Raw genomic sequence first — 24,488 nt, forward strand, 5'->3', positions numbered from 1 at the left:
GCGCATGACAGACAAGACTTCCGGTTTCCGCACTGCGGTGGTACCCGCGGCCGGACTCGGGACGCGGTTTCTGCCTGCCACCAAGACGGTGCCCAAGGAATTGCTGCCGGTTGTCGACACCCCCGGCATCGAGCTGGTCGCCGCGGAAGCCGCCGATTCCGGCGCCGACCGCCTGGTGATCGTGACCTCGCCGGGCAAGGACGGCGTGGTCGCCCACTTCGTCGAGGACCTGGTGCTGGAGAGCACCCTGGCCGAGCGCGGGAAGTTCGCGCTGCTCGAGAAGGTGCGCAAGGCGCCGGGCCTGCTCGATGTGACCTCGGTCGTCCAGGAGGAACCGCTCGGCCTCGGCCACGCGGTCGCCCAGGCCGAAGCCGTGCTCGACGACGACGAACTGGCGATCGCCGTCCTGCTGCCCGACGATCTGGTGCTGCCGTGTGGCGTGCTCGAGACGATGAGCCGCGTGCGCCGCGAACGCGGCGGTTCGGTGCTGTGTGCCATCGATGTGCCGAAGTCCCAGGTGAGCGCCTATGGCGTCTTCGATGTCGAGGAATGCGCCGACAACGCCGAGACCGACGTGCTGCGCGTGAAGGGCATGGTCGAGAAGCCTGATCTCGCCGACGCGCCGTCGACCCTGGCCGCCGCCGGTCGCTATCTGCTCGACCGGGTGATCTTCGACGCACTGCGCCGGATCACGCCGGGCGCTGGCGGGGAACTGCAGCTCACCGATGCCATCGCGCTGTTGATCGCCGAGGGTCATCCGGTGCACGTGGTGGTCCACCGTGGGTCGCGCCACGACTTGGGCAACCCGGGCGGTTATCTTCGAGCTGCTGTGGATTTCGCCCTCGAGCGGGACGAATACGGCCCGCAGTTGCGCGAGTGGCTGAAGTTCCGGCTCAGCCCGGAGTGGGATCCACAGTCGCCCGTCGCCTAAACGCGGTAGATACGCCGCCGCCATAGATTCAGGAGCTCGATGCGCTCGGTTGAGGATCAGCTGATCAAGGTCACCGCGGCTGCGGTCGCACCCCGGCCGGTCCGGGTGGCGATATCCGAAGCCCAGGGTTTGCTGTGCGCGGAGGACGTCGTCACCGAACGGCCGCTGCCCGGCTTCGATCAGGCCGCCATCGACGGATACGCGGTGCGCAGCGTCGATGTCACCGCCGCGGGCGTGGATGTGCGCGACGAGGAGGGCGAGCTGATCGACCTCACCCTGCCGGTGGTCGGTGAAGTGGTGGCCGGTTCGCGTCAGCCCATCCGGTTGCAGCCGCGCCAGACCGTGCGGGTCGATACCGGCGCACCGATGCCGACCCTGGCCGACGCGGTGCTGCCGGTCGACTTCACCGATGGTGGGCGGGCCAGGATCAAGGTTTTCGAGCCGGTTCGCTCGGGCGACTACGTGCGCCGCGTCGGCGACGACGTGCAGCCCGGTGACGTGGCCGTGCGCGCGGGCACGATCATCGGCGCGGCCCAGGTGGGACTGCTCGCCGCGGTCGGCCAGGACAAGGTGCTCGTGCACCCGCGCCCGCGGCTGTCGGTGATCTCGATCGGCGGCGAGCTGATCGACATCGACCGCACCCCGGGCCCCGGCCAGGTCTACGACGTGAACTCCTACGCGCTGGCAGCGGCCGCGCGCGACGCGGGCGCCGATGTGAACCGGGTCGGCATCGTGAGCGCCGATCCGCGCCGGCTCCGCGATGTGGTCGAAGGCCAGCTGGTGCGCTCGGAGGTCGTGGTGATCGCGGGTGCGGTCGGCGGCTGGGCCTCGGATCAGGTACGCGAGGCCCTCGACGGGCTCGGCGAGCTGGAGGTCGACCGGGTGGCGATGCACCCGGGCTCGGTGCAGGGTTTCGGACGGCTCGGGCGCGACGAGGTGCCCACCTTCCTGCTGCCCGCGAATCCGGTGAGCGCGCTGGTGGTGTTCGAGGTGATGGTCCGTCCGCTGATCAGGATCGCGCTCGGCCGTCGTCAGCCGATGCGGCGGATCGTGAGCGCGCGCACCATCACTCCCATCACCTCGATGCCGGGCCGCAAAGGGTATCTGCGCGCGCAACTGCTGCGCGACGAGGCGACCGGCGACTATCTGGTGCAGCCGCTCGGCAACGGCAACGCGGGCTCCTCGCACCTGCTGGCGACCCTCGCCGAGGCCAACAGCCTGATCGTGGTGGAACCCGACGACACCGATTTCCGTACCGGTGACGAAGTGCAGGTCGCGTTCTTGGCGCAGCGCGGCTGACCAGTGGACTCCATGAACGTATTCCGGGCCGGACAGCATCCCGGCTGGCCCGCCCGGCTCGGTCCGGTGATGGTGGCGGGCGGCAGGGTGACGCTGCGGCCGGTGCGCTTTCGCGATGCCGCCGCGTGGAGCCGGATCCGGCTGCGCGACCGTGACCACCTGGAGCGCTGGGAGCCGACCGGGCGCGGCAGCTGGGAGGCGCGCAATCACGCGTCGAACTGGCCGTCGCTGTGGACGAGCTTGAAGGCCGAGGCCCGGCGCGGGGCGATGATCCCGCTGGTCATCGAGGTCGACGGGCAGTTCAGCGGTCAGCTGACCATCGGCAATATCGTGCGCGGGGCGCTGCGGTCGGGCTGGATCGGGTACTGGGTGGCCAAGGATCTCGGCGGCCAGGGTGTGGCGACGGCCGCGCTCGCGCTGGGGCTCGACCACTGCTTCGGGCCGGTCGGTCTGCATCGCGTCGAGGCGACAGTGCGGCCGGAAAACCATGCCAGCCAGGCGGTTCTGCGCAATGTCGGCTTCCGGGAAGAGGGCCTGCTGCGCCGCTACCTCGATGTCGACGGTGCGTGGCGCGATCATCTTCTGGTCGGGCTGACCGTCGAAGAGGTTATGGGCACTGTGGTGGATCGCCTGGTCAGGGAGGGTCGGGCGGCGCTGCCGTGAAATTTCTGTTACTCATGTGGCAGGTGTGCACGGCGCGCCTGCCACACGGGCGCGTCTGCCCGAATTAACCTACGGACGTCAGTGGTGCGTCCACAGAGGGACAACACGTAGGTGGGGACGGGAGGTGATGACCGCGATGCCGAATTCGATCCTGTGGATCGGGCTGGTTGTGCTGTGGGTCTTCGTCCTGTTCCCGATCCTGGCGGACCGGCATCCCCGGATCCGCCGTACCACCGATGCCGCGCTCGCCACACGCGTGCTGCACCGTGGCGGGGCCGAACGACGGATCCGCATCGGCGCGGCAGGCGGTCACGAGAGTGACCCCGATTACCGACCCCGTGTGCTGCGTAAGCGCTCCCACCGAACTGATTCGGAGGATCGGATGACGACCGAAGAGCCCGTCACCGAAGACGACGACGAAAAACTGACCCCCGCAGCCGAACTCGAGGCGGCGGTTGCCGAAGTGGACACCGACGACATCGGTGAGGCCACCGCGACAGCCGATCTCGACGACAACGAGACGGCAGACGTTGCGGCGGAACCACTCTCGGCGGAAGCCGCCGAGGAACCACCCGTCGCCGCGCGCATCCCACCCGCGCCGCCGGCCCGGCTGGACGACCTCGTGGCCGAGGATGACGCCGAATTCGACGATGACGACGACTTCACCCCGTCACGCCGTGGTCGCGGTGGCTACGACCCCGAGGCCGATGCCATCGCCCGCGCCGCCCGCTACAGCTTCCGTCAGCGCGCGGTCATGGGTCTGGTCATCGGCCTGATCCTGTTCGCCGCGTTCGGGCTGCTGCTCAACTCGATGTTCTGGTGGGCGTTCGGGCTGTCGGCTGCCGTCCTCACGGGCTACCTCGCGTACCTGCGCAAGCAGGTCCACGTGGAGGAGGAGATCCGCCGCAGGCGCGCTGCCCGCCTCACCCGTGGCAAGCGCCACGAGGCCGCTGAAGTCACCCCGGAGGCGGCCACCACCCGTCGCACGATGGATCGTGACACCGCACGTGCCCTGCGCCGCCGCTCCACCCTGCTCGACACCGACGACGAGGATCCGAGGTTCGAGTTCCTCGAGATCTTCGATCCGGCCACGTCTCGCGCGCTCCGCAACCGGGTCGAAGACCTCGGTCAAGCCGTCGGCGAGTAGCTGGCAGTAACCACGCAAAACAGCAGGTCAGAGTACCGATTCGGTATCGGGGCGCAACCCCTGATACAGTGTCACAGCGCGGTTCACCAGAGCCGCACGGGGCTATAGCGCAGTTGGTAGCGCGTCTCGTTCGCATCGAGAAGGTCAGGGGTTCGATTCCCCTTAGCTCCACCCCCAGAAGGGCCCGGTCACCGACCGGGCCCTTTTTCTGTGTCGGCCCGGCGTCGGCCGTCGCGCCCTGGCGGCACGCACCTTAGACTCGACAACGATCGAATGCATGCCCCCAATTGTTTTGGCATGATCCGTCGATCGATTAAATACTGGTGAGTAATAGTCTTTTCAATTTCCTTCATTATGAAAGCTTCACTTTGCTGTGCAGCAGAATTAACTCATTCGCAAACTTCTTAAACCGTTAGCTCGGTCACATCGGTAACGCTGCCCAAGTGGTAGCCGATACACCGAAAATGGCTATTACTGTGCAGGTCAATGCATTTGCGGACCCTGCCGAATAGCAGTAACGTTTCGGTAAAGCACATGATCCGCGCAGGACCGCGAGCGCCCGCGCTCACCAAGTTCGCTGCCGGGGAGGAATCGTTTCACCAGCGAACAGATGTGACGCCACCACGGGAGGGGGCGTCGAATGCGTCTGTTGGAAAGCATCAGAGGCAGTTCATGACAGCGGTCATCGAGGCTCGGACCGAGCCCGAAGATATTCCGAATACCCATCCGTCGTTCGCTTTTCGCGGCGTCGCGCTGATCGCTTCGATCGCCGCGATCGCGCTGACGGTGACGGCGGGTCGCTACGATTTCTTCGGCGACGAACTCTATTTCCTTTCCGCCGGACGGCGACTCGACTACACCTACGCCGATCAGGGCGTGGTGGTGCCGCTGTTCACCTGGATCTCTGATCAGCTCGCACCGGGATCGGTGACGGCGCTGCGGTTCCCGGCGGTCGTGATGGGCGTGGGCGCGGTCGTGGTGTCGGCGCTGATCGCGTACGAACTGCGGGGCAGCCACCGCGTCCAGTTGCTCGCCGCGGCCACTTACGCGACCTCGTACCTGCTGGCCACCCAGGTCGTGCTGAGCACCTTCTCCTTCGATGCCACCCTCACGGCCGTGATCACCTGGCTGTTCATCCGCTGGGTGCGTACCCGTCAGGACTGGCTGCTCATCGTGGCGGGACTTGTTGCCGCCGTTGACATGCAGGTGAAGTGGATGATCCCGATCGTCTGGGCGTGCCTGGGCCTCGGCGTCATCCTGTGCGGTCCGCGCGACATTCTGCGCCGTCCGGCGCTGTGGGGGGCGACCGGCATCCTCGCGTTGTCGCTGATCCCTATTCTCTATTGGCAGTCGCAGAACAACTGGCCGCAGCTGGCGATGGGTCCGATCATCGGCGCGGAGCAGGATGCCACCGGTTACGGTCCGCCGGGATTTCTGCCGCAATGGATCGGCTTGGCCGGCTTCCTCGGCGGATTACTGATCGCGATCGGATTCTGGGCTGTTTTCAAACAGGAATCGCTGCGTCCGTATCGTTTCATCGCGGTCGCCTTGGTGATCATGACCACATTCGTCATCATTACGCATGGCCGGCCTTACTACCCGACCGGTTTCTTTCCCGCCATGTTCGCCCTCGGCGCTGTCGGCCTGTGGCAGTACGACCGTAAACGGTGGATGAATCTGGCGATGATCCCGATCGCCGCGCTTTCGGTGCTGTCGTTCATCGCGATGCTCACGGTGACGCCGCTGCCGCCGAGCTGGCGCAGCGAGGCCGAGGACGCCATCGACCTCGGAATCCGGTCGGCATTCTGGGGAACCACCAACTGGTCGTCCATGGTGTCCGCCGTCGACACCGGGTACGACACGTTGACGCTCGCGGAACAGTCCAACGCGGTCGTGATCGCCCAGGGCTATTGGCAGGCGGGCGCCGTCGAGCAATTCGGTGGGGAATACAACCTGCCCGCCACTTACAGCCCGAGCCGGGGCTTCGGCTTCTTCGGGCCGCCGCCGGACTCGGCGACCTCGGTGATCTACCTCGGACTCGACACCGCCGAGCCCGAACTGCGCGCCCGTTTCACCGACGTAGAGCGAGTAGTGCACCTCGACGACCCCATGGGCATCCCCGGTATCGACCGCATGACGGCCGTCTGGGTATGCAAGGGCCCGAAGCAGCAGTGGTCGACCCTGTGGGACTCGATGACCACGCTGTACTTCGACCTCGGCCTCTGGCGAGACCACCGGGCAACCACCCGGCCCACTCGCTGACAGGCGAACGACGAACCCCCCGGCCGCGAGCGCGACCGGGGGGTTCGTCGTCGGAGTCAGTTCTTGACCAGCTCCGGCGCATCCACGTCGTCCTGCACGGGTGCGGCGTGCGGGTCGGTTGCCGCCCGGTTCGGCAGCAGGACCGCCATCGCGATCACGACCAGGGCCAGGACGGCCGAGATCAGGAAGGCCAGGCGCATGCCGTCGAGGGTGGCGACGGCAGCCGGGGTGCCCTCCTCGATGAGCGAGGTGCTGCGGGCCGACATGACCGTGACCACCAGCGCGGTGCCGAAGGCCGCCGCCACCTGCTGGATGGTGCCCAGCATCGAGCTGCCGTGCGAGTACAGGTGCATCGGCAGTGCGCCGAGGCCGAGGGTGAACACCGGAGTGAACGCCGCGGCCAGCGACACCATCAGCAGGATGTGCAGGCCCAGCAGCTGCCAGTACGGCATGTCCATCGAGATCTGGGTGAAACCGGCCAGCGAGGCGGCGATACCGATCGAGCCGGGGATCACCAGGGCGCGCCCACCGAACTTGTCGAACAGCTTGCCCACGGTCGGACCGAGCAGACCCATCGCCAGACCACCCGGCATCACCAGCAGGCCGGTCTCCAGCGGGCTCAGACCGCGCAGGTTCTGCAGGTACAGCGGCAGCAGGATCATCGAGCCCATCATCGCCAGGAACGCGACCGACATCAGGACCAGCGCCTTGGTGTAGGTGCCCTGCAGCAGGACCCGCAGATCCAGCAGCGGGGTTCCGTTGCGCTGCAAGCTGATCTGGCGCAGCGCGAACGCCGCGATCAGCGCGACGCCGCCGGCGGTGATCAGTGCCGCGGTGGAGTAGCTGTCACCGTGGAACTTGCTCAGCCCGAACACCAGCCCACCGAAGCCGAGGGCCGCCAGTGCCACGCTGGGGAGATCGAGCGTGCCCGGCTGCGGCTCGCCGACGTTCTCCAGCTGGCGCAGACCCAGCCAGGTGACCAGACCGGCGATCGGCAGCATCACCACGAACAGCAGTCGCCAGGAGTCGATTCCCGGGATGGCGATCTGCAGGATCAGGCCCGAGATCACCGGCCCCATGGCAGGCGCGACCGAGATGGCCAGGGTGACGTTGCCCATCACGCGGCCACGGTCCTGCTCCGCCACGACGGTCATCAGGGTGGTCATCAGCAGCGGCATCATCACCGCGGTGCCACCGGCCTGGATGACGCGGCCGATCAGCAGCACCGCGAACGTCGGCGCGAGCGCCGAGATCACCGTGCCCGCGATGAACACGCCCATCGCGGCCGCGTAGGCCTGACGGGTGGTGACCCGCTGCAGGAACCAGCCCGTGGTGGGGATGATGGCGGCCATCGTGAGCATGAACGCGGTGGAGACCCACTGCGCGGCGACCTCGGTGACATGCAGATCGCTCATCAACCGCGGGATCGCGTTGATCATGATGGTTTCGTTGAGGATGACGACGAAGGTCGCGAGCACCAGCACGCGGATGACGGTCGGTGTCTTGCCCTTCGTCGTCGGCGTGGATAGATCGGCTGGCATCGGGGTAACCTCCGGAAAACATGGGAAACGGCGGGGCGTGAGCTGTGGCCCGATGCCGAGTCGACGACGTCCCGGCACCACAAGAGAAGAGACGGATTCCGTCGGTCCAACTCATCGGGCGCCGGTCAGTATTCCGGGCGGGTACGACACAAATCACCTGGTTTTTCGGATTAGCGCCGACAGGGACGTATCTAAAGGCGCAGGTCCCGGGGATATCGAAGCCGGTCTCGCACTGGATCGTGAGCCTGGTCACTGCCCGATCTCGGCCGACGGCGCGCCGGTGTGTTTCCCGGAGTGGACCCCGAGCTGCGGGGTATACCGGTTAGGTGACTGCATCGAGAACCTGGCTTGCTGTGGTGTGTGCGATTGTCGCCGCTCTCGGGGGTGCGAAGGCATCGGCCGATCCGGGGGCGTATGTGGCGGGGGAGGCGCCGCTGGGTGGCAGGTCCGCTCAGATCGATGTGTACTCGCCCGCGATGGGGCGGGTGATCCAGAACAAAGTGATCAAGGCGGCGGGGGCCGGGGCTCCCACGTTGTATCTGCTCACCGGGGCCGGCGGTGGGGCGGACGGCATCTCGTGGTGGGACAACACCGACGTGCGCAGCTTCTTCGCCGACAAGTTCGTGAACGTGGTGATGCCGGTCGGTGGGGCCTTCACGTTGTATACCGACTGGATTTCCGATGATCCGGGGGTCGGTCGGGTGCGGTGGGAGACGTATCTGACGCAGGAGCTGCCCGAAGTTATCGATGGTGCGCTGGATACGAGTGGGCGCAATGCCATCGCCGGGGTGTCGATGAGTGCATCGTCGGCGCTGGATCTGGCGATCCAGAGTGGATCACGGTTTTCCGCGGTGGCAGCGCTGAGTGGTTGCCCGTGGGCTTCGGATCCGATGGGGATCGCGATGGCCAGTGCGCAGGCGGTGCGTGGTGGGGGGAATCCGGGAAATATGTGGGGGATTCCTGGTGGGCCGGGGTGGCGGGAGCACGACGTCTTCGCCAACGCGGGGCGGCTCGCGGGGAAGACTGTTTTCCTGTCTGCGGCTACGGGGTTTCCCGGTGCGCAGGACCGGGGGTTGCCTATGCCGCCGATCGAAGCGCTCGCGGGGGCGTGTACGGCTGCGTTCGCTGGGCGGTTGGGGCAGTTGGGGATTCCTGCTGTGCATGTGCACCGGCCGACCGGGTCTCATACGTGGGGGCAGTTTCAGGCTGACTTGCACGAGGCTTGGCCGCACTTGGCCGGGGCTATCGGATGAGTGGTCCCAGCACGTGAGACCGGCCATTTTGTGGCCGTCCCTCCCCAGGGGCCGGGAGGTTGGTCGAGGGTTCGGGTTCGAGGGTTTCGGACGGGGTGTTCTGGCGGGTTCTGCGGAACCACCACTGCAGCAACGTGATGCCGATCAGGGCCAGTAGGGCTGTGGTGAGGCTGATGGGGAGACCGGGTGGGCGCCAGGTGACGGTGAGGGTCGCGTTGTGGGTGCCGGGTGGGATGTCTACCGCTACGAAGGTGCCTGCTACTGCTCGGATGGGGATTTCGCTGTTGCCGAGGGTGGCTGTGTAGCCGGGCCAGGCCAGGCGGGACAGCACGATTCGGCCACCGGTGCCGGAGGAGACGGTGGCGCGGTTGGTGAGGCCCGCTTCGGGCATGACGGTGGCGTGGACGCCGGATTCGTGGGCGATCAGGTCGCCGGGGGAGGGTAGGGGGTTGACTCGTTCGAGGACCCAGATCTGGTGTTCGTGGCCGGGGTAGTGGACGAACTTCCAGCCTGCGGGGGCGGGGTCGTTTCCCGCGTGGGGATACTGACTGCGTTGCAGGACAATGCGATCCAGCCGCATCAGATCGACGATCGGTGTGTCGGTAGACGGCTCGACAGCGAAGACCCTCCTGTACGCGTCAGGGCAGGTGCCGCCGTCCCACGCCATGCACAGCAAGCCCGCGAAGGCGGCGTGCCCGACGGGTGTGTACCCGTTCACGTATTGCAGTCCGAGGTTCTTGGCATAGCTGCCCAGCGCGATGGAGCCGTAAGTGCCTGCGAGCGTGCGCTCTTCGTCGCGCACCATGATCCGGTCCGCCAATTGCAGTGTGCGACCGCCGAAATCGGGGAACGCGGCGGTCATGTCCGAGCGCTGTTCGGCGAATCCGTACGACATCGGGGTCCGGGGCGCCGACGCCACTTGGACGAACGCGATCGGGAAGGTCGTGGCGATGGTCAGCGCGGCCGCGGCGGCGATCCCGCGCGTGCGCGCCAGCCACACCACCCCGGCCCCGAGCCCGACCACCACGAACACGGCGAGGGCGTGGCGTTCGACGAGTTTCGGTGCGGCGGAGAACGATCGGATGAACAGCAACGCGATCAGCGCACCCGCCGCCGCGTACCGTCGCCGCGACGCGGTGAAATCGCCGTAGCGACTGATCAGCACGCACACCAGCACCAGCAGCGCGATCGCGAGCATCGGCAACACGCGCGCCGGCCACCGTAGCGGACCGATCGCTCCCGGCCCCGCCGTCCACATCAGGGTCGCCACCGCGAACAGGGCGATGCCACTCCACGAGGCGGCATGGCGTGCCGCGGCCTTCCAATCGATGAAGGCGAGCGCGGGAATCACGAACCACGCGATGTAGACCATCGGTAGCGGCTGCACATGCCCCCACCACGCGGTGAACGCGGGCACGGTGCTCGGCAGGCTCGCGTTGAGCGATTCCGACCACGGGACGGTCAGGAACGGGTCGTTGTGGATGGTGGAGACGTCACCGCGCCAGGTGGCCTGCGAGGACAGCAGGATCGGCAGGTTGGCGATCATGGACGCGAGCACCGCGAGCCCGGACGCGGTGAGCAGCCGCGCGACCGGCGCCCACCTGCGCTGGTACAGGTATTCGCCCGCGGCGACGGTGGCGATCATCAAGCCGGATTCGACTGCGGGAAACGCGTATTGGATGGTCAGCGCCAGGTACAGGAACACGAACAGCGGAATCGGCCCGGTCCGGCCTCGCGCGTAGAGGACAGCGGAGGCCCAGGCGTGCACCAGCCAGGCGGTGCCGGTCTGCGAGGTGAACCAGCTGGCCTCGTCGAAGAACAGGAACCATCCGCTGAACGGAAACGCCACGCCCGCGACCGCGGCCCATGGCGCGCGGGCGCCGTAGGCCAGGCAGATGCGGAAGACACCGAGGGCGGCGATCGCGGAGAACACGAACTTCACGGCGGTCGCGTACAGCGCGAGGTTGTCGAACGACGGCGCCAGCAGGTACACCAGCAACTGCGCGGGGTTGTAGAGCCCGGCTTCCTCGAGGCTGTAGTTGCCCGCCATCCATTCCCACGGCACCATCGCCGGGAACCGCCCCGCCCGCAATTCGGTCCCGAGCAACTGCCACATCGGCACGTATTGCGCCTCGGTGTCGTCGGTATAGAAGTGTCGCGAATCCCCCAGCAGCACAGCGAGATACCCGATCAGGACCGCGGCGATGACGACCCCGGCCCACCGCACGATTTGTTTTCGCGGTTCGAGCTCCGCGCGTACCCACACGAGCGCGGGAGCTTAGAGCATGGAGATGAATCGAACAATAGCGCCGGGTGTCCGTACGGAAGTGGTGGACGTTTGTCCAGCTCAGATATGGTTAGGGTGGGGTTTGATAGCATGGCGCAACCCGAGCAGGACCCTTCGAGAGAGTCGTCAATTGCAGTTCGAAATCGTCGAGCGGGACGAGACCTGGGTGGCCGGTCTTCCGGTTCGCAGTCCCAAACGCGCACTCGGTGAGCTCCGCGACCGTGACCTCGAAGCGGCATGGTCGGCGGTTCTGCATCAGGATCTCGGCGGGCCACTGGCCAGCGCCTATACCGACTACACCGGTGAGCTGAGTACGTACAACACCCAGATCGTGGGCTATCAGTGCGAGTCGCTCGATCAGGTCACTCGTGGACATCTGGCGGCCCGGTTGCCGCGCGGCACCTACGCTCGTTTCTCCTCTGTCGGTAATTTCCCGCAGGTGATGACGGATCTGTGGACCCAGATCGCCTACGCCGAGGAGCACAACCAGATCAAGCGCACCTTCACCGGCGATTTCGAGTGCTACCCGCACGCGTACAAGATCGACCTGTACCTGGCGGTCGACCCGCGATGACCTATTCGATCGTGGTCCGTGGCGCGGCGCTGTACGGCGGCCTGGCGGTGCCGAAGGTGCACCCGAGTTTCAAGGTGAGCAACAGCGACCTGATCGAGTTCCTCAAGGACCGGCTGCGCGACCGCCCCGGCGGCGGCGAACCGCTGCACACGGTCTACGTGCCCGACCCGGCGGGCAACTGGAACGCGCTGGTGGCACGCGAATACGCGACTCCGGACGACGTGCCGGTCGGCGATCTCATGCTGCGCGTCCCCAAGGGCATCTACGCCCGTTTCGCGCCGAACGGCGACTATCACGACCCGGTGGAAGACGTCTGGGCCCAGGTCGACGACGCGACGGCGTCGGCCGAGATCTCCCGCGCCTACCGCGAGGAGATCGAAGTGTGGCACGGTCCCGACACGGTGGAACTGTTCGTGTCGATCACGGTTGATAGCTGAAAGTTAGCCGAATTCGAACCGATCGGTCTGGACTCGACCGCCTTCCATGTATTCACCCGTTCTGACCTGGGGTTATTTCAACTGGCTCAGAAGGTTACCGGAAAATTAGCCACTCGTATGGTGCATTCCTGCGGAATGACGGATACTGCGTAGGAAATCTTTGGCTGGTCGGACAAAGCCGACGTGGGTGTAGGTACGGAGTTGTATGAGGGTGTCGGCTCACACCGGCTCGGATCACCGGGTGGTCGGTGCGAATGCGGGCGGGTTGCGGTACCTCGACAGCAGCTCCGGATGCCATGTCCGCATCTGTTCACCAGAGGAAGATCCGGCTCTGTGGGATCGGTATCTCGAGGGTGCGCTGAATGGTTACCGGCACTACGGAGTTCAGGACGCGCTCGATGTCGAGACCCTCGCCGACGGCCGTTCGACGTCGCTGTTCCTCGTCGCGATCGATCCCGACGGGTCGGTGGTGGCCGGACTGCGCGCGCACGGGCCGCACGCGACCGCCGACGATATCCCCGGATTCCACCCATGGCTCGGCACTCCGGGCGAGGCCGCCCTGCGTGCCTCCGTCGACGCCAAGGTGCCGCACGGAGTCGTCGAATCCAAGGGCGGGTGGTCGATACGGTCGGTCCCGCGCAGGCCGGAACTCGGTGCGCTGGTGGCCCGCGGCGTCGTCCATGTCACCTGGTTGCTCGACGTGCGGTACGGGTTCGGCGTCAGCCCCCTGCATCAGCTCGAGTCCTACCGATCGAGTGGGGCGCGCCAGGATCCCGGCATTCCCGCCGTGTCCTACCCGGACGAGCGGTACACCACCGTGCCGGTGTGGTGGGACCTGACCGATCTGTCGGCGGCGACACCGGCCCAGCGCGATCTGATCGACGTCGAGCGCGCGCAACTGCTCGAAGCGCGACGCCCATGATCCGAGACCTCGCACCCACCGACGTCTTCCGGGCGTCGGTGCTCGATGACGCGGTCCCCGCCGACGCGGCCGAGCTGGCACGCCTGCGGCAGCTCCCCGGTATCTCGGTGAGCGATCTGCGTCCCGCGATGCGATCGGAACTGGCCCGGCTCAAAGCCGCGCCCGACGCGGACCCGGCCGATGATCGCTGGGTGTACTACCCGTGGCGCTGCGCGCTGGTCGCCATCGTCGGCGCCACCGCGTTTCGCGCTGTTCGGCAGGACCGCAACCGGAACAAGCTGACCATCGCCGAGCAACGGCAGCTGCGCGGACAGTCGGTCGGCGTCATCGGGCAGAGCGCGGGGCACGAGATCGCCTACGTCGCCGCGCTGGAAGGTGCCTGCGGGCTGCTGCGGATCGCCGACTTCGACACCGTCGAGCTGTCGAATCTGAATCGGATTCCCGGTGGGCTGTTCGACATCGGGCTCAACAAGTGTGTCGTCACCGCCCGGCGGATCGCCGAACTCGATCCGTACCTGCCTGTCGAGATCTTCCCGGCGGGCGTCGACGAGTCCTCGATGGACGAATTCCTGACCGGGCTGTCGGTGGTGGTCGAGGTCTGCGATTCCCTCGACGTGAAACTCGCCGCCCGCGAGGCGGCCAGGCGGCACCGCGTCCCGGTGCTGATGGAGACCAATGATCGAGGTCTGTTCGATGTCGAGCGATTCGATCTCGAACCCGATCGGCCGCCGTTCCACGGCCTGCTCGGCGAGACGACGAGAGCTGATCTGCGCGGATTGTCGAACCGTGACAAGGCCCCGCACGTGATGCGGATCCTCGACCCGGACCAGCTCTCGGCCCGGCTCGCCGCCAGCCTCACCGAAATCGACGAGACGGTCACCACGTGGCCCCAGCTCGGCAGCGATGTGGGGCTCGGCGCGGCCATCATCGCCACGGCGGTGCGCCGGATCGGCCTCGATCAGGCGCTGCCGTCCGGGCGAATTCGCGTCGACCTCGAGCGCGAGCTCGACAGCCTCGGCGAGCCCGATCCAGGTGACCGCAGATTCACGGCCGATGCCGTGCCGCTCGATGAGCTCGACGAGCCGCGCACATCGATCGCCCGCATCCTGCACGGCATCGAACGCGCGCCGTCGGGCGGCAACGCGCAGCCGTGGGTGGTGCGGGTCGACGGTTCCGCCGTGCATCTCGCGGTCGACCCGGCGCGTACCTCCGGGATGGATATCGGATTCCGTGGCAGCGCGGTGGCTCTCGGCGCGGCCCTCTACAACGCCCGCGTCGCCGCCGCCGCTCAGGGTTTGCTGGGGACCCACGAGATCGTGCTCGGCGGTACGGCTCCCGTGTCGGCTGTGCTGCACCTCGGTGCGCGCGCCGACCCCGAACTCGCCGCCGATTACCCTGGAATGCTCACCCGTGCCACCAACCGGCACCTCGGCGACGGACGCGCCTTGGCGCCGGAAGTGCTTGACGCACTGGCTGTTTCGGCTGCGGCGGAAGGCGCTTTCGTGCGCGGGGTCACCGATCGTGCCGGGCTCGGCGAGGTCGCGGAACTCCTCGCCGAGTCCGACCGCATCCGCTACCTGACGCCCCGGCTGCACGCGGAGATGTTCGGTGAATTGCGCTGGCCCGCTGACGATTTACGAACCGGACTCGACCTGCGAACCATGGAGCTGGCCTCCGACGAGTACGCCAAACTGGCCATCGGCGGGCGTGCCGATGTGATGGCCTACCTGCGGGACTGGTCCGGCGGCGCGGCGCTGGGCGACTACGCGCACCAGCGGATTTCGTCCGGCTCGGCGCTGATCGCGGTCACCTGTCCAGCCGGCGCCGACGCCGATCTGACCGATTATGTGCGTGGCGGTTCCGCCGTCGAGCGCGTGTGGATTGCCGCGCAGAAGCTGGGCCTCGCGGTGCAGCCGATGTCCCCGGTTTTCCTCTACGTCCGTGACGACAACGATTTGCGCAACGTATCCGCAGGATTCACAGATACACTGGCCTCGATCCACAAACGGTTCTCCGCACTGATGGGAATTCCCGGGCACGAGACGGTCACGGCAGTATTACGACTGAGCTACGCGCCCGCGCCGACAGTACGGAGCGCCAGGCTCCCGGTACTCGGTTCAGGGAACTGACAGATAGCACGATCGGAGAAACGGTGCCTCGGCGAAACCTCGACTCGTTGGTGACGCAGGTCGCCTCGGAGTTGATGGGCGTCGACGCCACGACCATGGTCGTGGCCAGCGAGCGCGTGCTCGCGAGCCTGGTGGACTACTTCGACGTGGAGTTCGCCTATCTGCGCCACACCGTGCGTGAGCAGCGCCAAACCGTGCTGATCGCCGAGTGGCCGCGTCGGCCCTACGTGCCCGACCCCGACCCCCTACGCGTCATCGACTTCGCCGAGGCCGACTCGCTGTTCCTGGCCAGCGAGAACGCCGTCGAGCCGATCATCGTCAGCCGAGGCGACGAATACCCCGACTACCAGGAGATGATCAGGCAGACCACCGGCATGCCCTCGATGGTGACCGCCTGTGTTCCCCTGGTCTCGCGCGGGGTGTCCACCGGCGCGCTCGGCTTCGTCCGGCGCGGTGACCGGGCGTGGACCACCCGCGAGGTCAATGTGCTCAAGGCGATCGCGGCCTTGTTCGCCCAGCTCCAGGCCAGGGTGGAGGCCGAGGACCGGCTGCGCTACATCGCCTCGCACGACGATCTCACCGGCCTGGCGAATCGGCGCGCGCTGCTCGAGCACATGGAGGAACGGCTCGCGCCGGGGAACGAGGGTCCGGTCGCGACCTTCTTCCTCGACCTCGATCGGCTCAAAGCGCTCAACGACTTCCTCGGTCACAACGCGGGCGACAATTTCATCCGCACGCTCGCGGCCAGGTTACGCAAGAACTTCGCCCCCGAGGACATGATCGCGCGCCTGGGTGGCGACGAGTTCGTCATCGTGCCCGCCAAGACGATGGACGCGGTGGCCGCCGAACTGGAGGCGAACCGGATCCAGGAGCTGGTCGGGCGCCGGGTCTCGGTCGGGCAGGAATCGGTGAGCCGCGGGGTCAGCGTCGGCGTGGCGCTCGGTGTGCCCGGCGAGACGACGGTGTCGGACGTGCTGCGCCGTGCCGACCACGCGTTGCTCTCGGCGAAATCCGGTGGTGGCAACGGGATCGCGGTGTTCACCGACGCCATGCGGGTCCAGTTCGAGTTACAGGACGACGTCGAGGTCAACTTGCGCAGCGCGGTGTCCGACGGGTCGATGGTGCTGCACTATCAGCCCGAAGTCGACCTGCGCACCGGACGCATCGTGGCGCTGGAAGCGCTGGTGCGCTGGCAGCACCCCACGCGCGGGCTCCTGCCGCCCGGCGCGTTCGTCGCCGTCGCCGAGGCCACCAACCTGGCGGGCGAACTCGGCCGGTGGGTGATCCGGTCGGCCTGTTCGCAATTCGCCGACTGGCGCCGCCGCGGGCTGGCCGCCAATGTGGTGATCCGGATCAATGTGTCCCCGGTCCAGCTGGTGAGCGCCGATTTCGTCGAGCGCATCGAGGATATTCTGCGCCTGTACGGGATCGACGGCAGTTCCGTCTGCCTGGAGATCACCGAACACGTGGTCGTGCAGGACCTCGTGCGAACCAGGCTCACCCTGCGCGGCCTGAAACGGATGGGCGTGCAGATCGCCATCGACGATTTCGGTACCGGCTACAGCTCGCTCTCCCATCTCAAGGCGCTGCCCGTCGACGCCGTGAAGATCGACCGCGGTTTCGTGCAGCGGCTCGGCGACAGCGACGACGACCTGGCGATCGTGAAGTCGATCATCGGGCTGGCCGGGTCGTTCGGCCTCGGCGTGGTGGGCGAGGGAGTGGAGACGCCGATGGCGGCCAGAACGCTGGTCGGTCTCGGCTGCTACCGCGCGCAGGGGTTCCTCATCGCCAGGCCGATGCCGGGTGAGGAAGTCGAGGCGCACCTGCGCGAAGGACGTATTCCGCTGGACCTCGACCTGCCGCGCGCGGGCCGTGGCGTGGCGTCGAGCTGAATCGCGGCGATGCCGTCCGACGATTGGCTCCTGGTGGAGACCCTTCTCCCCGGTGGTGAGCCGACGGTGGTCGCCGCGGGCGCGCACCCCAGGCACTGGTCCGGGCTCGGCTCGCTGCGTCGCGTTCTCGGCCCGTCCCGCGCCCGGATCGCGACGGAGGCGGTGCGGCGTTGCCACGCGGACGGGCGAGCGCAGCGCGTGGTCGAGGCGGACACGCTGGTGGTGACCGAGCCGGTGCCGTGCGCGTACGGCGGCGTCCATGGGGTGCGGCTGTGGGCCGGAGCCGTCGATACCCCGATCCCGCCACCGCGCCGGGTCGCGGCCTGGGACTGGGATGCCGACACCGAGCTCGCCCATCACGGACCCGGTCTGGAGGAACTCGTCTTCGCCAGGGACCCCGAGCAGGTCCGGGTGATCCGCACGCCGCCCGAGGCGTTCGGCCGGATGGCGCGCTTCGACGGGCGCATCGACTACTTCGCGATGGTCGCGCGCATCGACGACGGTGGCCTGTGGCAGGGCGAGGTCGACATGGCCGGCGACGACGACGAGGTCCGCCATTTCCAGATGATCACCAGGGCGGTACCCGCGCAACGCCGGATCAGCGCGCTGATGCACGCCATCCCCGAGCTCGACACCGCCCAGCCCGCCGCCGATCCCGATACGGCCATGTTGCGCGCCGTTTCGCAGAGCAGCGGTGTGGGTGTCGGCATCATCGAGCTGACCAGCGCCCTGATCTACGAATGGGCCGGGCCACCGCTGCCCCCGCTGGATCGCTGGCTGGTGGAGCGACCCGTCATCGATCCTGCTGATCTCGCCGCGTTGCGGGGTGCCTGTCACGACCTGGCCCGCACTCCGGGTACCGGCAGGCGACTGGAGCTGCGGGTGCGGTTCGCGGTCGGGGAGTGGATCACCGCGCAGGCCGAACTGGTGGCCATGAGTACGGGGCACGGGCTGCTGCGGGTGTGGTCGGCCGGTGACGGTGCGCCCGTCGCGCACTGAGCCGCATCTTTCGACGCTGTTCACCTCCCGTTCCTCGGGCAGGACCCGGAGGTAACCCGCGCGGCGCGACGATCGGCGTGTGCGCATCGTGCAGCTTGCCAATTTCTATGGCCCGCGATCGGGCGGGTTGCGCACTGCCCTGCACCACCTCGGTGAGGGCTATGTGGCGGCGGGGCACGAAGTGGTGCTGATCGTGCCGGGGTCGCGGCGTTCGGAAGAGGTTCTGCCCACCGGTGCGTTGCGAATTACTCTGCCCGCGTTGGGAATTCCGTGGACCGGTGGGTATCGCGCGGCGGATCCGCGGCGGGTGGCCGATGTGCTGTCCGGGTTGTCGCCGGACGTGCTCGAGGTGTCGGACCGGCTCACGCTGCGTGGTTTCGGCCGGTGGGCAGGGCGGCGCGGGGTGGCGAGCGTGATGATCTCGCACGAGCGCCTCGACCGGCTGCTCGGCCAGTTCCTGCCCGGACCCGCCGCGCGCCGCTGCGCCGACGTGGCCAACCGGCGCACGGCCGCCGACTACGACATGGTCGTGTGCACCACCGACTTCGCGCGGGAGGAGTTCCTGCGGATCGGTGCGCCGAACGTGGAACTGGTCCCGCTCGGGGTGGACCTCGATCTGTTCAGTCCCCGACGCCGTGACCTCGGCTTGCGCGCCGATCTCGGCGTCGCCGGGCATCCGATGCTGGTGCATTGCGGTCGGCTGTCGGTGGAGAAGCGTGTCGACCGCAGTATCGAGGCGGTCGGCGCCCTGCATCGCGCCGGCGTACCCGCCCGGCTGGTCGTCGCGGGCGACGGGCCGCGGCGCGAGTCGCTCGAACGCCGCGCCCGCACCCTGCCCGCCCTGCCCGGTGGCGAACCCGCGGTCCACTTCACCGGCTTCATCAACGAACGCGCGATGGTGGCGAAACTGCTCGCCACCGCCGATGTTTCACTGGCGCCGGGCCCGCACGAGACCTTCGGCCTCGCCGCTCTGGAGGCCTTGGCCGCCGGCACTCCGGTCGTGGCCAGCCGCTCGTCCGCCCTCGCCGATATCGTCACCGCCGAATGCGGGGCCATCGCCGCCGATCGTCCCCGCGCCTTCGCGCGCGCCGTCACCGACGTCTTGGCCATGCCCACCTCCGGCCGCCGTCGAGCTGCCCGCTCGCGCGCCGAGCAATTCGGCTGGCCCCGCGCGGTCGCGGGAATGCTCGCGGTGCTGGGCCGCTGATCCGCCCGGCTCGGCGTTCCGGTTCAGCTCTGCGAGCGGGCCGCCAGGACGGCGTCGTAGAGCTCGCGGCGGGAGGCGCCCCGGCCTGCGGAGACCTCGGCGCAGGCGTCCTTGAGCCGCATACCGCCTGCCACCAGTGTCTCGACCTCGTCGACCAGTTCGGCGGGCTCGGCCGAAACCGGTTGGGAGCCTTCGAGAACCACGGTGATCTCGCCGCGGGCGCCATCGGCGGACCAGGCGGCCAGTTCGCCGAGCGTGCCGCGCACGACCTCCTCGTAGGTTTTGGTGAGTTCGCGGCAGATGGCGGCGCGACGGTCGGCGCCGAGGACCGCGACCGCGTCGGCCATACAGTCGGCCAGGCGGTGGGGTGCTTCGAAGAAGACGATGGCGCGCTGTTCGGAGGCCAGCGTGCGCAACCACTCTCGGCGCTGGCCGCCCTTGCGCGGGGCGAAGCCGTCGAAACAGAAGCGTTCCACCGGGAGACCGGACAGGGCCAGCGCGGTGGTGACCGCCGAGGGGCCGGGCAGGCAGGTGACCGGGAGATCACGGTCGACGGCGGCGGCGACCAGGCGATAGCCGGGGTCGCTCACCGACGGCATGCCGGCATCGGTGACCAGCAGGACCGTCAGACCGCTCGCGATGTCGTCGAGCAGGGCGGGGATGCGGGCGGCTTCCACATGATCGTAGAAGCTGACGACGCGGCCGGTGATCTCGACGCCGAGCGCCTTCGCGAGCGATTTCGTGCGGCGGGTGTCCTCGGCCGCGACCACGTCGGCCGAACCGAGCGCGTCGCGCAGTCGCTGCGACGCGTCGCCGATGTCGCCCATGGGGGTTGCCGCTAAGACCAACACAGTGTTGTCCGACCTCTCCGGTAAGTTCTCCCCGCAGGCGATCGAGTGCGGCGAGCAGTGCGGCCAGGCGGTATTCGGTCGCCAGGAAGCCGCGTGCGTAGATGGCGCGTGTTCATTCTGTCAGGCGGGGGAGCCGCGCCCGAGGGCGCGTAGGTGGGGAAACGAGGGGGCACAAGTGTCGGGTCGGACTTCGTGGGTGGCACCGCCTACGATCGGGGCGTGATCCCGGTGACCGATGAGCGCGCGATGCCTCCGTCGCGTCCCGTGTCGGCGTTGGTCAGCCCCGCGCCGCTGCGCCCGGCCCCCGATTTCGGTCCGCTCGACACCGCGCGCGGCTGGCTGGTCACCGCGGTGCTCACCGTCATCGCCGCGCTGACCAGGTTCATCAACCTGAACTATCCGACCGACGCGCGCACTCCCGTCTTCGACGAAAAGCATTACGCCCCACAGGCCTGGCAGATGGTCACCGGTGGCGGGGTGGAGGACAACCCCGCCTACGGCCTGGTCGTGCACCCACCCGTCGGCAAACAGTTCATCGCCCTCAGTGAGGCGATCTTCGGCTACAACGCGTGGGGCTGGCGTGGCACGGCGGCGCTGGCAGGCACGATCCTGGTGCTGCTCGTGGTGCGGATCGTGCGCCGGATGGCCCGTTCGACGCTGATCGGCGCGTTCGCGGGCGTGCTGCTCATCGCCGAGAGCCTGACCTTCGTCTCCTCGCGCATCGGCATGCTCGACATCTTCATGTCGCTGCTGGTCACCGCGGCGTTCGGCTGTCTGATAGTCGACCGCGACGACATGCGCGAGCGCATGGCTCGCGCGGATCTGGCCGGGCGGGTCGGCGTCTCGGACTGGGGTCCGCGGCTGGGCGTGCGCTGGTGGCGGTTCGGCGCGGGCGTGCTGCTCGGGCTCGCGTGCGGCACCAAGTGGTCGGGCATCTACTACATCATGTTCTTCGGCCTGCTCAGCGTGGCCTTCGACGTGAGCGCGCGCCGCGCGTACGGCGTGCGTAGACCGTGGCTGGGCGCGATGGTGCGCGACGTGGGGCCCGCGCTGTACGCGCTGGTGGTGATTCCGCTGGTGGTGTACCTGTCCTCGTATTGGGCGTGGTTCGCCAGCGAGAACGGGGTGTTCCGGTACGCGGTGGGTAATCAGGTCGGTAGCGGTGGCGCGTTCGCGTTCCTGCCCGACGCGCTGCGCTCGCTCTGGTACTACCAGGGCGAGACCCTCGACTTCCATTCCAGTCTCACCAATTCGGCGGGCAACCACCATCCGTGGGAATCCAAGCCGTGGACCTGGCCGATGGGCCTGCGCCCGATGCTCTACTACTACGCCGACGGCACCGTCACCGGTTGCGGCGAAGCGCAGTGCGTGAAGGCCGTGATGGCCGTCGGCACGCCCGCGCTGTGGTGGCTGGCGCTGCCGCTGATCGGCTGGATGGTGTGGCGTTCGGTGGTGCGCCGCGACTGGCGTTACGCGGCGGTGCTGGTGGGGTACGGCGCCGGGCTGCTGCCGTGGTTCCTGACGCTGGACCGCCAGATGTACTTCTTCTACGCGGTGGTGCTCGCGCCGTTCCTGGTGATGGGGATGGCGCTGGCACTCGGCGACATTCTCGGGTCGGCGAGACCCGCCGGGATACCGCGCAGCCCGACGGGTACCTATCTCCCCGCCCCGGTGAACGAGCGGTACGCGCTCGGCTTGCTGATCGTCAGCATCTATCTGGGCTTGGTGATCGCGAACTTCGTCTGGCTGTGGCCGATCCTCACGGGTCAGGCGATCACGCCGCAGAACTGGCAGGACCACCTCTGGCTGCCGAGCTGGCGGTAGCGCCGGGCAGTCAGTCCAGGACGCGGTGGACGAAGGCGATCGCGTCGGCGTCGTCGAGTCCGAGCCGCCGGATGGTGGTCACGTAGTCGACGGCCGCGCGGCTGGCTATATCGCGGGTGGGATCGCCGGAGGAAGCGATGAAAGAGCCTTGGCGGCCACGGGTTTCGAGCACGCCGTCGGATTCCAGTTCGCGGTAGGCGCGGGCGACGGTGTTGGGGGCGATGCCGAGGTCGGCGGCCAGCGCGCGGACCGTGGGGATCTTGGTGCCCGCCGGGAGGGTGCCCGCGCGGACCTGTTCGATCACGGCCATGCGCAGTTGCTCGTAGGGAGGCTGGGCGGAATCGGTGGACAGCTCGACGTGGAACACGATGCTCACACCTCGTCTCGGGACAGCGGGCAGGACATACAGCGCGGACCGCCGCGGCCGGAGCCCAGCTCCGAACCGCTGATGGTGACCACCTCGATACCCGCCTCGGTCAGGCGCGAGTTGGTCATCTCGTTGCGTTCGTAGGCCACGACCACGCCGGGCGCGAGGGCGAGGGTGTTGTTGCCGTCGTCCCACTGTTCGCGTTCGGCGTCGGGCCCCTCGCGGCCGGTGTCGATCACGCGCAGCTTCGGGATGCCCATCGCCGCGGCGGCGGCGGGCAGGAACGGTTCGGGTCCGGTGATGCTGATGCGCTCGAGGTCACCGCGTCCGGAGAAGCCGTCTTCGCGGCGGATGGTGAACGCCTCCAACGATTTCCGCACGCCCGGATACATCACCACCGCGTCGGTGTCGACCATGGTGCAGACGGTGTCGAGATGCATGGTGGCCCGGTTCTGCGCGATCGGCACCACCAGCACGGTGTGCGCGAGCTCGTCGTCGAACAGGCTGCGCGCCAGCGCTTCCGCGCCGGCGGGGGTCGTCCGCTCGCCGACACCCACGGCGACAACACCTTTGGCGAGCAGCAGCACATCGCCACCTTCGATCGGCGCGGTGTGTGACTCGTAGGCCCGGCGCACGCCGAGGAAACGTGGATGGAACGCGTAGACGAGGTCGGTGATGGAGGTCTCGCGGCTGCGGGCGGGCAGGGCCAGCGAGGTGATCGCGACCTTCGGGCCGACCCAGAACGAGGAATCGCGGGTGAACAGCAGATTCGGGAGCGGATCGACGACGAAATCGCCGCCGTGGTGCATGCGGCGCACCAGCGAGGTGGCATCGGGGCCGAACGGCAGCTCGTCGAAGGTCATCCCGGCCATCAGGATGTCGGCGAGCGCGGGGGCGTCGAATTTGCGCAGTTCGGCGGCGAGCTGGTCGGCCAGGCCGTGGCCGAGCCTGCGCGCGTCGACTGCCGCCGAGATGCCCTGGATCCTGGCTGCCCCACTGGCGCTGAGGGTTTCGGTCAGCAGGTCTGCCAGTAACAGCACCTCTACGCCGCGCTCGCGCAGTACGGTGGCGAAGGCGTCGTGTTCGGCTTGTGCGCGCTCGACCCAGGGGATGCCGTCGAAAAGCAGCTGGTCGTTGTTGCTCGGGGTGAGTCGGCGTAGTTCTGCGCCGGGGCGGTGCAGCAGCACCGTCCGTAGCTGGCCGACCTCGGAGGTGACGGTCAGGCGCGAGTCGGGGGCGGTTCCCATCTGCAAACCGTAATGCGAGGACCGCGTGTCTGCGAGCTGCAACGCGCTGGGTTCGGCCGCGGCTGCTCGTCGGTGTCCGCCGCTCGGGCGCGTGTTCCGCCCATTTTTCGTACAGGACACGAATACCTAAAGTATTGTTTAGGTGGTAGTGGGAGGAGCTATAGATGACGATGGCCGATTGGCAAACGAAGGAGCTGACCCCCGGGCAGCTATCCGATCGTAGTGGAGTTGCAGTGTCCGCGTTGCACTTCTACGAACGCGAAGGTCTCATATCGAGCCGTCGAACCAGTGGCAATCAACGTCGATATTCTCGCGAGACCTTGCGCCGGGTCGCCTTCATTCGTATCTCGCAGCGGGTCGGTATCCCACTCAGTGAGATTCGTTCGGCCTTGGACCGGCTCCCCGAGGGGCGCACCCCGACCCGTCGCGACTGGGAGAACCTGTCGACCACCTGGCGCGAGGATCTCGACGACCGCATCACCCAGCTCGTGCGCCTGCGCGACAACCTGACCGGCTGCATCGGCTGCGGCTGTCTGTCGCTCGGCTCGTGCAAACTCGTCAACGAGCACGACCGTCTCGGTGCGGAGGGTCCCGGTGCGCGCGTGCTCGATGTCCAGGTGAACTGCCCGCCGAAATCCGGCTGCGTATAGCTCTTG

Annotated in this window: 20 protein-coding genes and 1 tRNA gene; 16 read left to right on the plus strand and 5 right to left on the minus strand. The window is 67.8% G+C overall.

All coding sequences use genetic code 11. The features are described from left to right. Positions 1 to 4 precede the first annotated feature (4 nt). The 6 genes from ACWF99_RS32100 to ACWF99_RS32125 all read left to right on the plus strand — a co-directional run bounded on the left by ACWF99_RS32100 (position 5) and on the right by ACWF99_RS32125 (position 6,302). Positions 5 to 931: a UTP--glucose-1-phosphate uridylyltransferase gene (locus tag ACWF99_RS32100; RefSeq protein ID WP_378635957.1), complete on the plus strand. Its 927-nt coding sequence runs from the start codon at positions 5 to 7 to the stop codon at positions 929 to 931. A 39-nt stretch (positions 932 to 970) separates the two neighbouring features. Next, positions 971 to 2,230 (plus strand): molybdotransferase-like divisome protein Glp, encoded by a 1,260-nt coding sequence (gene glp / locus ACWF99_RS32105; RefSeq protein ID WP_378635959.1) that lies wholly within the window; start codon positions 971 to 973, stop codon positions 2,228 to 2,230. A 12-nt stretch (positions 2,231 to 2,242) separates the two neighbouring features. Next, positions 2,243 to 2,893 carry a GNAT family N-acetyltransferase gene (locus ACWF99_RS32110; RefSeq protein ID WP_358109313.1) on the plus strand — a complete coding sequence of 217 codons (651 nt, stop codon included), beginning with the start codon at positions 2,243 to 2,245 and terminating at the stop codon, positions 2,891 to 2,893. 136 nt (positions 2,894 to 3,029) lie between these two features. After that, positions 3,030 to 4,040, plus strand: coding sequence for a divisome protein SepX/GlpR (gene sepX, locus ACWF99_RS32115; RefSeq protein ID WP_378635962.1), 1,011 nt, complete (start codon positions 3,030 to 3,032; stop codon positions 4,038 to 4,040). Positions 4,041 to 4,138: 98 nt separating this feature from the next. Next, positions 4,139 to 4,211 (plus strand) — tRNA-Ala (locus ACWF99_RS32120). A 501-nt stretch (positions 4,212 to 4,712) separates the two neighbouring features. Then, complete coding sequence (locus tag ACWF99_RS32125; RefSeq protein WP_378635965.1) at positions 4,713 to 6,302, plus strand: ArnT family glycosyltransferase; 1,590 nt, start codon at positions 4,713 to 4,715, stop codon at positions 6,300 to 6,302. A gap of 56 nt (positions 6,303 to 6,358) precedes the next feature. Here the strand turns inward: ACWF99_RS32125 and ACWF99_RS32130 are convergent, their stop codons facing one another. Continuing rightward, positions 6,359 to 7,843, minus strand: a complete 1,485-nt coding sequence (locus tag ACWF99_RS32130; RefSeq protein WP_452538219.1) for an MDR family MFS transporter — start codon at positions 7,841 to 7,843, stop codon at positions 6,359 to 6,361. A 476-nt stretch (positions 7,844 to 8,319) separates the two neighbouring features. Here ACWF99_RS32130 and ACWF99_RS32135 point away from each other — a divergent pair, with 476 nt between their 5' ends. Next, a complete protein-coding gene (locus ACWF99_RS32135; protein WP_452538220.1) occupies positions 8,320 to 9,096 on the plus strand; it encodes an alpha/beta hydrolase in 777 nt (258 codons plus the stop codon). On the opposite strand, the gene ACWF99_RS32140 is transcribed toward ACWF99_RS32135, so the two are convergent. Further along, positions 9,086 to 11,323 carry a hypothetical protein gene (locus tag ACWF99_RS32140; protein ID WP_452538221.1) on the minus strand — a complete coding sequence of 746 codons (2,238 nt, stop codon included), beginning with the start codon at positions 11,321 to 11,323 and terminating at the stop codon, positions 9,086 to 9,088. The genes ACWF99_RS32135 and ACWF99_RS32140 overlap by 11 nt on opposite strands. A 190-nt stretch (positions 11,324 to 11,513) precedes the next feature. On the opposite strand from ACWF99_RS32140, the gene ACWF99_RS32145 reads away from it, so the two are divergent. The 7 genes from ACWF99_RS32145 to ACWF99_RS32175 all read left to right on the plus strand — a co-directional run bounded on the left by ACWF99_RS32145 (position 11,514) and on the right by ACWF99_RS32175 (position 19,543). Then, positions 11,514 to 11,957, plus strand: a complete 444-nt coding sequence (locus ACWF99_RS32145) for a GyrI-like domain-containing protein (protein WP_101465771.1) — start codon at positions 11,514 to 11,516, stop codon at positions 11,955 to 11,957. After that, the gene (locus tag ACWF99_RS32150; protein ID WP_378635974.1) at positions 11,954 to 12,394 is read left to right on the plus strand and encodes an AraC family transcriptional regulator; all 441 of its coding nucleotides are present in this window, start codon (positions 11,954 to 11,956) and stop codon (positions 12,392 to 12,394) included. The genes ACWF99_RS32145 and ACWF99_RS32150 overlap by 4 nt, the downstream gene beginning before the upstream one ends. Before the next feature lie 205 nt (positions 12,395 to 12,599). Further along, positions 12,600 to 13,316 carry a hypothetical protein gene (locus ACWF99_RS32155; RefSeq protein ID WP_378635976.1) on the plus strand — a complete coding sequence of 239 codons (717 nt, stop codon included), beginning with the start codon at positions 12,600 to 12,602 and terminating at the stop codon, positions 13,314 to 13,316. Further along, positions 13,313 to 15,445 (plus strand): Rv1355c family protein, encoded by a 2,133-nt coding sequence (locus ACWF99_RS32160; RefSeq protein ID WP_452538222.1) that lies wholly within the window; start codon positions 13,313 to 13,315, stop codon positions 15,443 to 15,445. Before ACWF99_RS32155 ends, ACWF99_RS32160 begins: the two co-directional genes overlap by 4 nt. A gap of 23 nt (positions 15,446 to 15,468) precedes the next feature. Continuing rightward, positions 15,469 to 17,337 (plus strand): putative bifunctional diguanylate cyclase/phosphodiesterase, encoded by a 1,869-nt coding sequence (locus ACWF99_RS32165; RefSeq protein ID WP_378635981.1) that lies wholly within the window; start codon positions 15,469 to 15,471, stop codon positions 17,335 to 17,337. Positions 17,338 to 17,346: 9 nt separating this feature from the next. Then, positions 17,347 to 18,336 (plus strand): GAF domain-containing protein, encoded by a 990-nt coding sequence (locus ACWF99_RS32170; RefSeq protein ID WP_452538223.1) that lies wholly within the window; start codon positions 17,347 to 17,349, stop codon positions 18,334 to 18,336. A 79-nt stretch (positions 18,337 to 18,415) separates the two neighbouring features. Beyond that, complete coding sequence (locus tag ACWF99_RS32175; RefSeq protein WP_378663674.1) at positions 18,416 to 19,543, plus strand: glycosyltransferase; 1,128 nt, start codon at positions 18,416 to 18,418, stop codon at positions 19,541 to 19,543. A 23-nt stretch (positions 19,544 to 19,566) separates the two neighbouring features. Here the strand turns inward: ACWF99_RS32175 and rsmI are convergent, their stop codons facing one another. Continuing rightward, positions 19,567 to 20,436: a 16S rRNA (cytidine(1402)-2'-O)-methyltransferase gene (gene rsmI, locus ACWF99_RS32180; RefSeq protein ID WP_452538231.1), complete on the minus strand. Its 870-nt coding sequence runs from the start codon at positions 20,434 to 20,436 to the stop codon at positions 19,567 to 19,569. 177 nt (positions 20,437 to 20,613) lie between these two features. Here rsmI and ACWF99_RS32185 point away from each other — a divergent pair, with 177 nt between their 5' ends. Further along, the gene (locus tag ACWF99_RS32185) at positions 20,614 to 22,218 is read left to right on the plus strand and encodes a dolichyl-phosphate-mannose--protein mannosyltransferase (protein ID WP_452538224.1); all 1,605 of its coding nucleotides are present in this window, start codon (positions 20,614 to 20,616) and stop codon (positions 22,216 to 22,218) included. A gap of 10 nt (positions 22,219 to 22,228) precedes the next feature. On the opposite strand, the gene ACWF99_RS32190 is transcribed toward ACWF99_RS32185, so the two are convergent. Next, complete coding sequence (locus ACWF99_RS32190) at positions 22,229 to 22,594, minus strand: GntR family transcriptional regulator (protein WP_452538225.1); 366 nt, start codon at positions 22,592 to 22,594, stop codon at positions 22,229 to 22,231. Beyond that, positions 22,591 to 23,832 carry an arginine deiminase gene (gene arcA, locus ACWF99_RS32195; RefSeq protein WP_378663679.1) on the minus strand — a complete coding sequence of 414 codons (1,242 nt, stop codon included), beginning with the start codon at positions 23,830 to 23,832 and terminating at the stop codon, positions 22,591 to 22,593. The genes ACWF99_RS32190 and arcA overlap by 4 nt, the downstream gene beginning before the upstream one ends. Positions 23,833 to 23,996: 164 nt before the next feature. Here arcA and soxR point away from each other — a divergent pair, with 164 nt between their 5' ends. After that, complete coding sequence (gene soxR, locus ACWF99_RS32200; protein ID WP_101465780.1) at positions 23,997 to 24,482, plus strand: redox-sensitive transcriptional activator SoxR; 486 nt, start codon at positions 23,997 to 23,999, stop codon at positions 24,480 to 24,482. The last annotated feature ends 6 nt before the right edge of the window (positions 24,483 to 24,488 follow it).

The organism is Nocardia sp. NPDC055002, assembly GCF_053608825.1.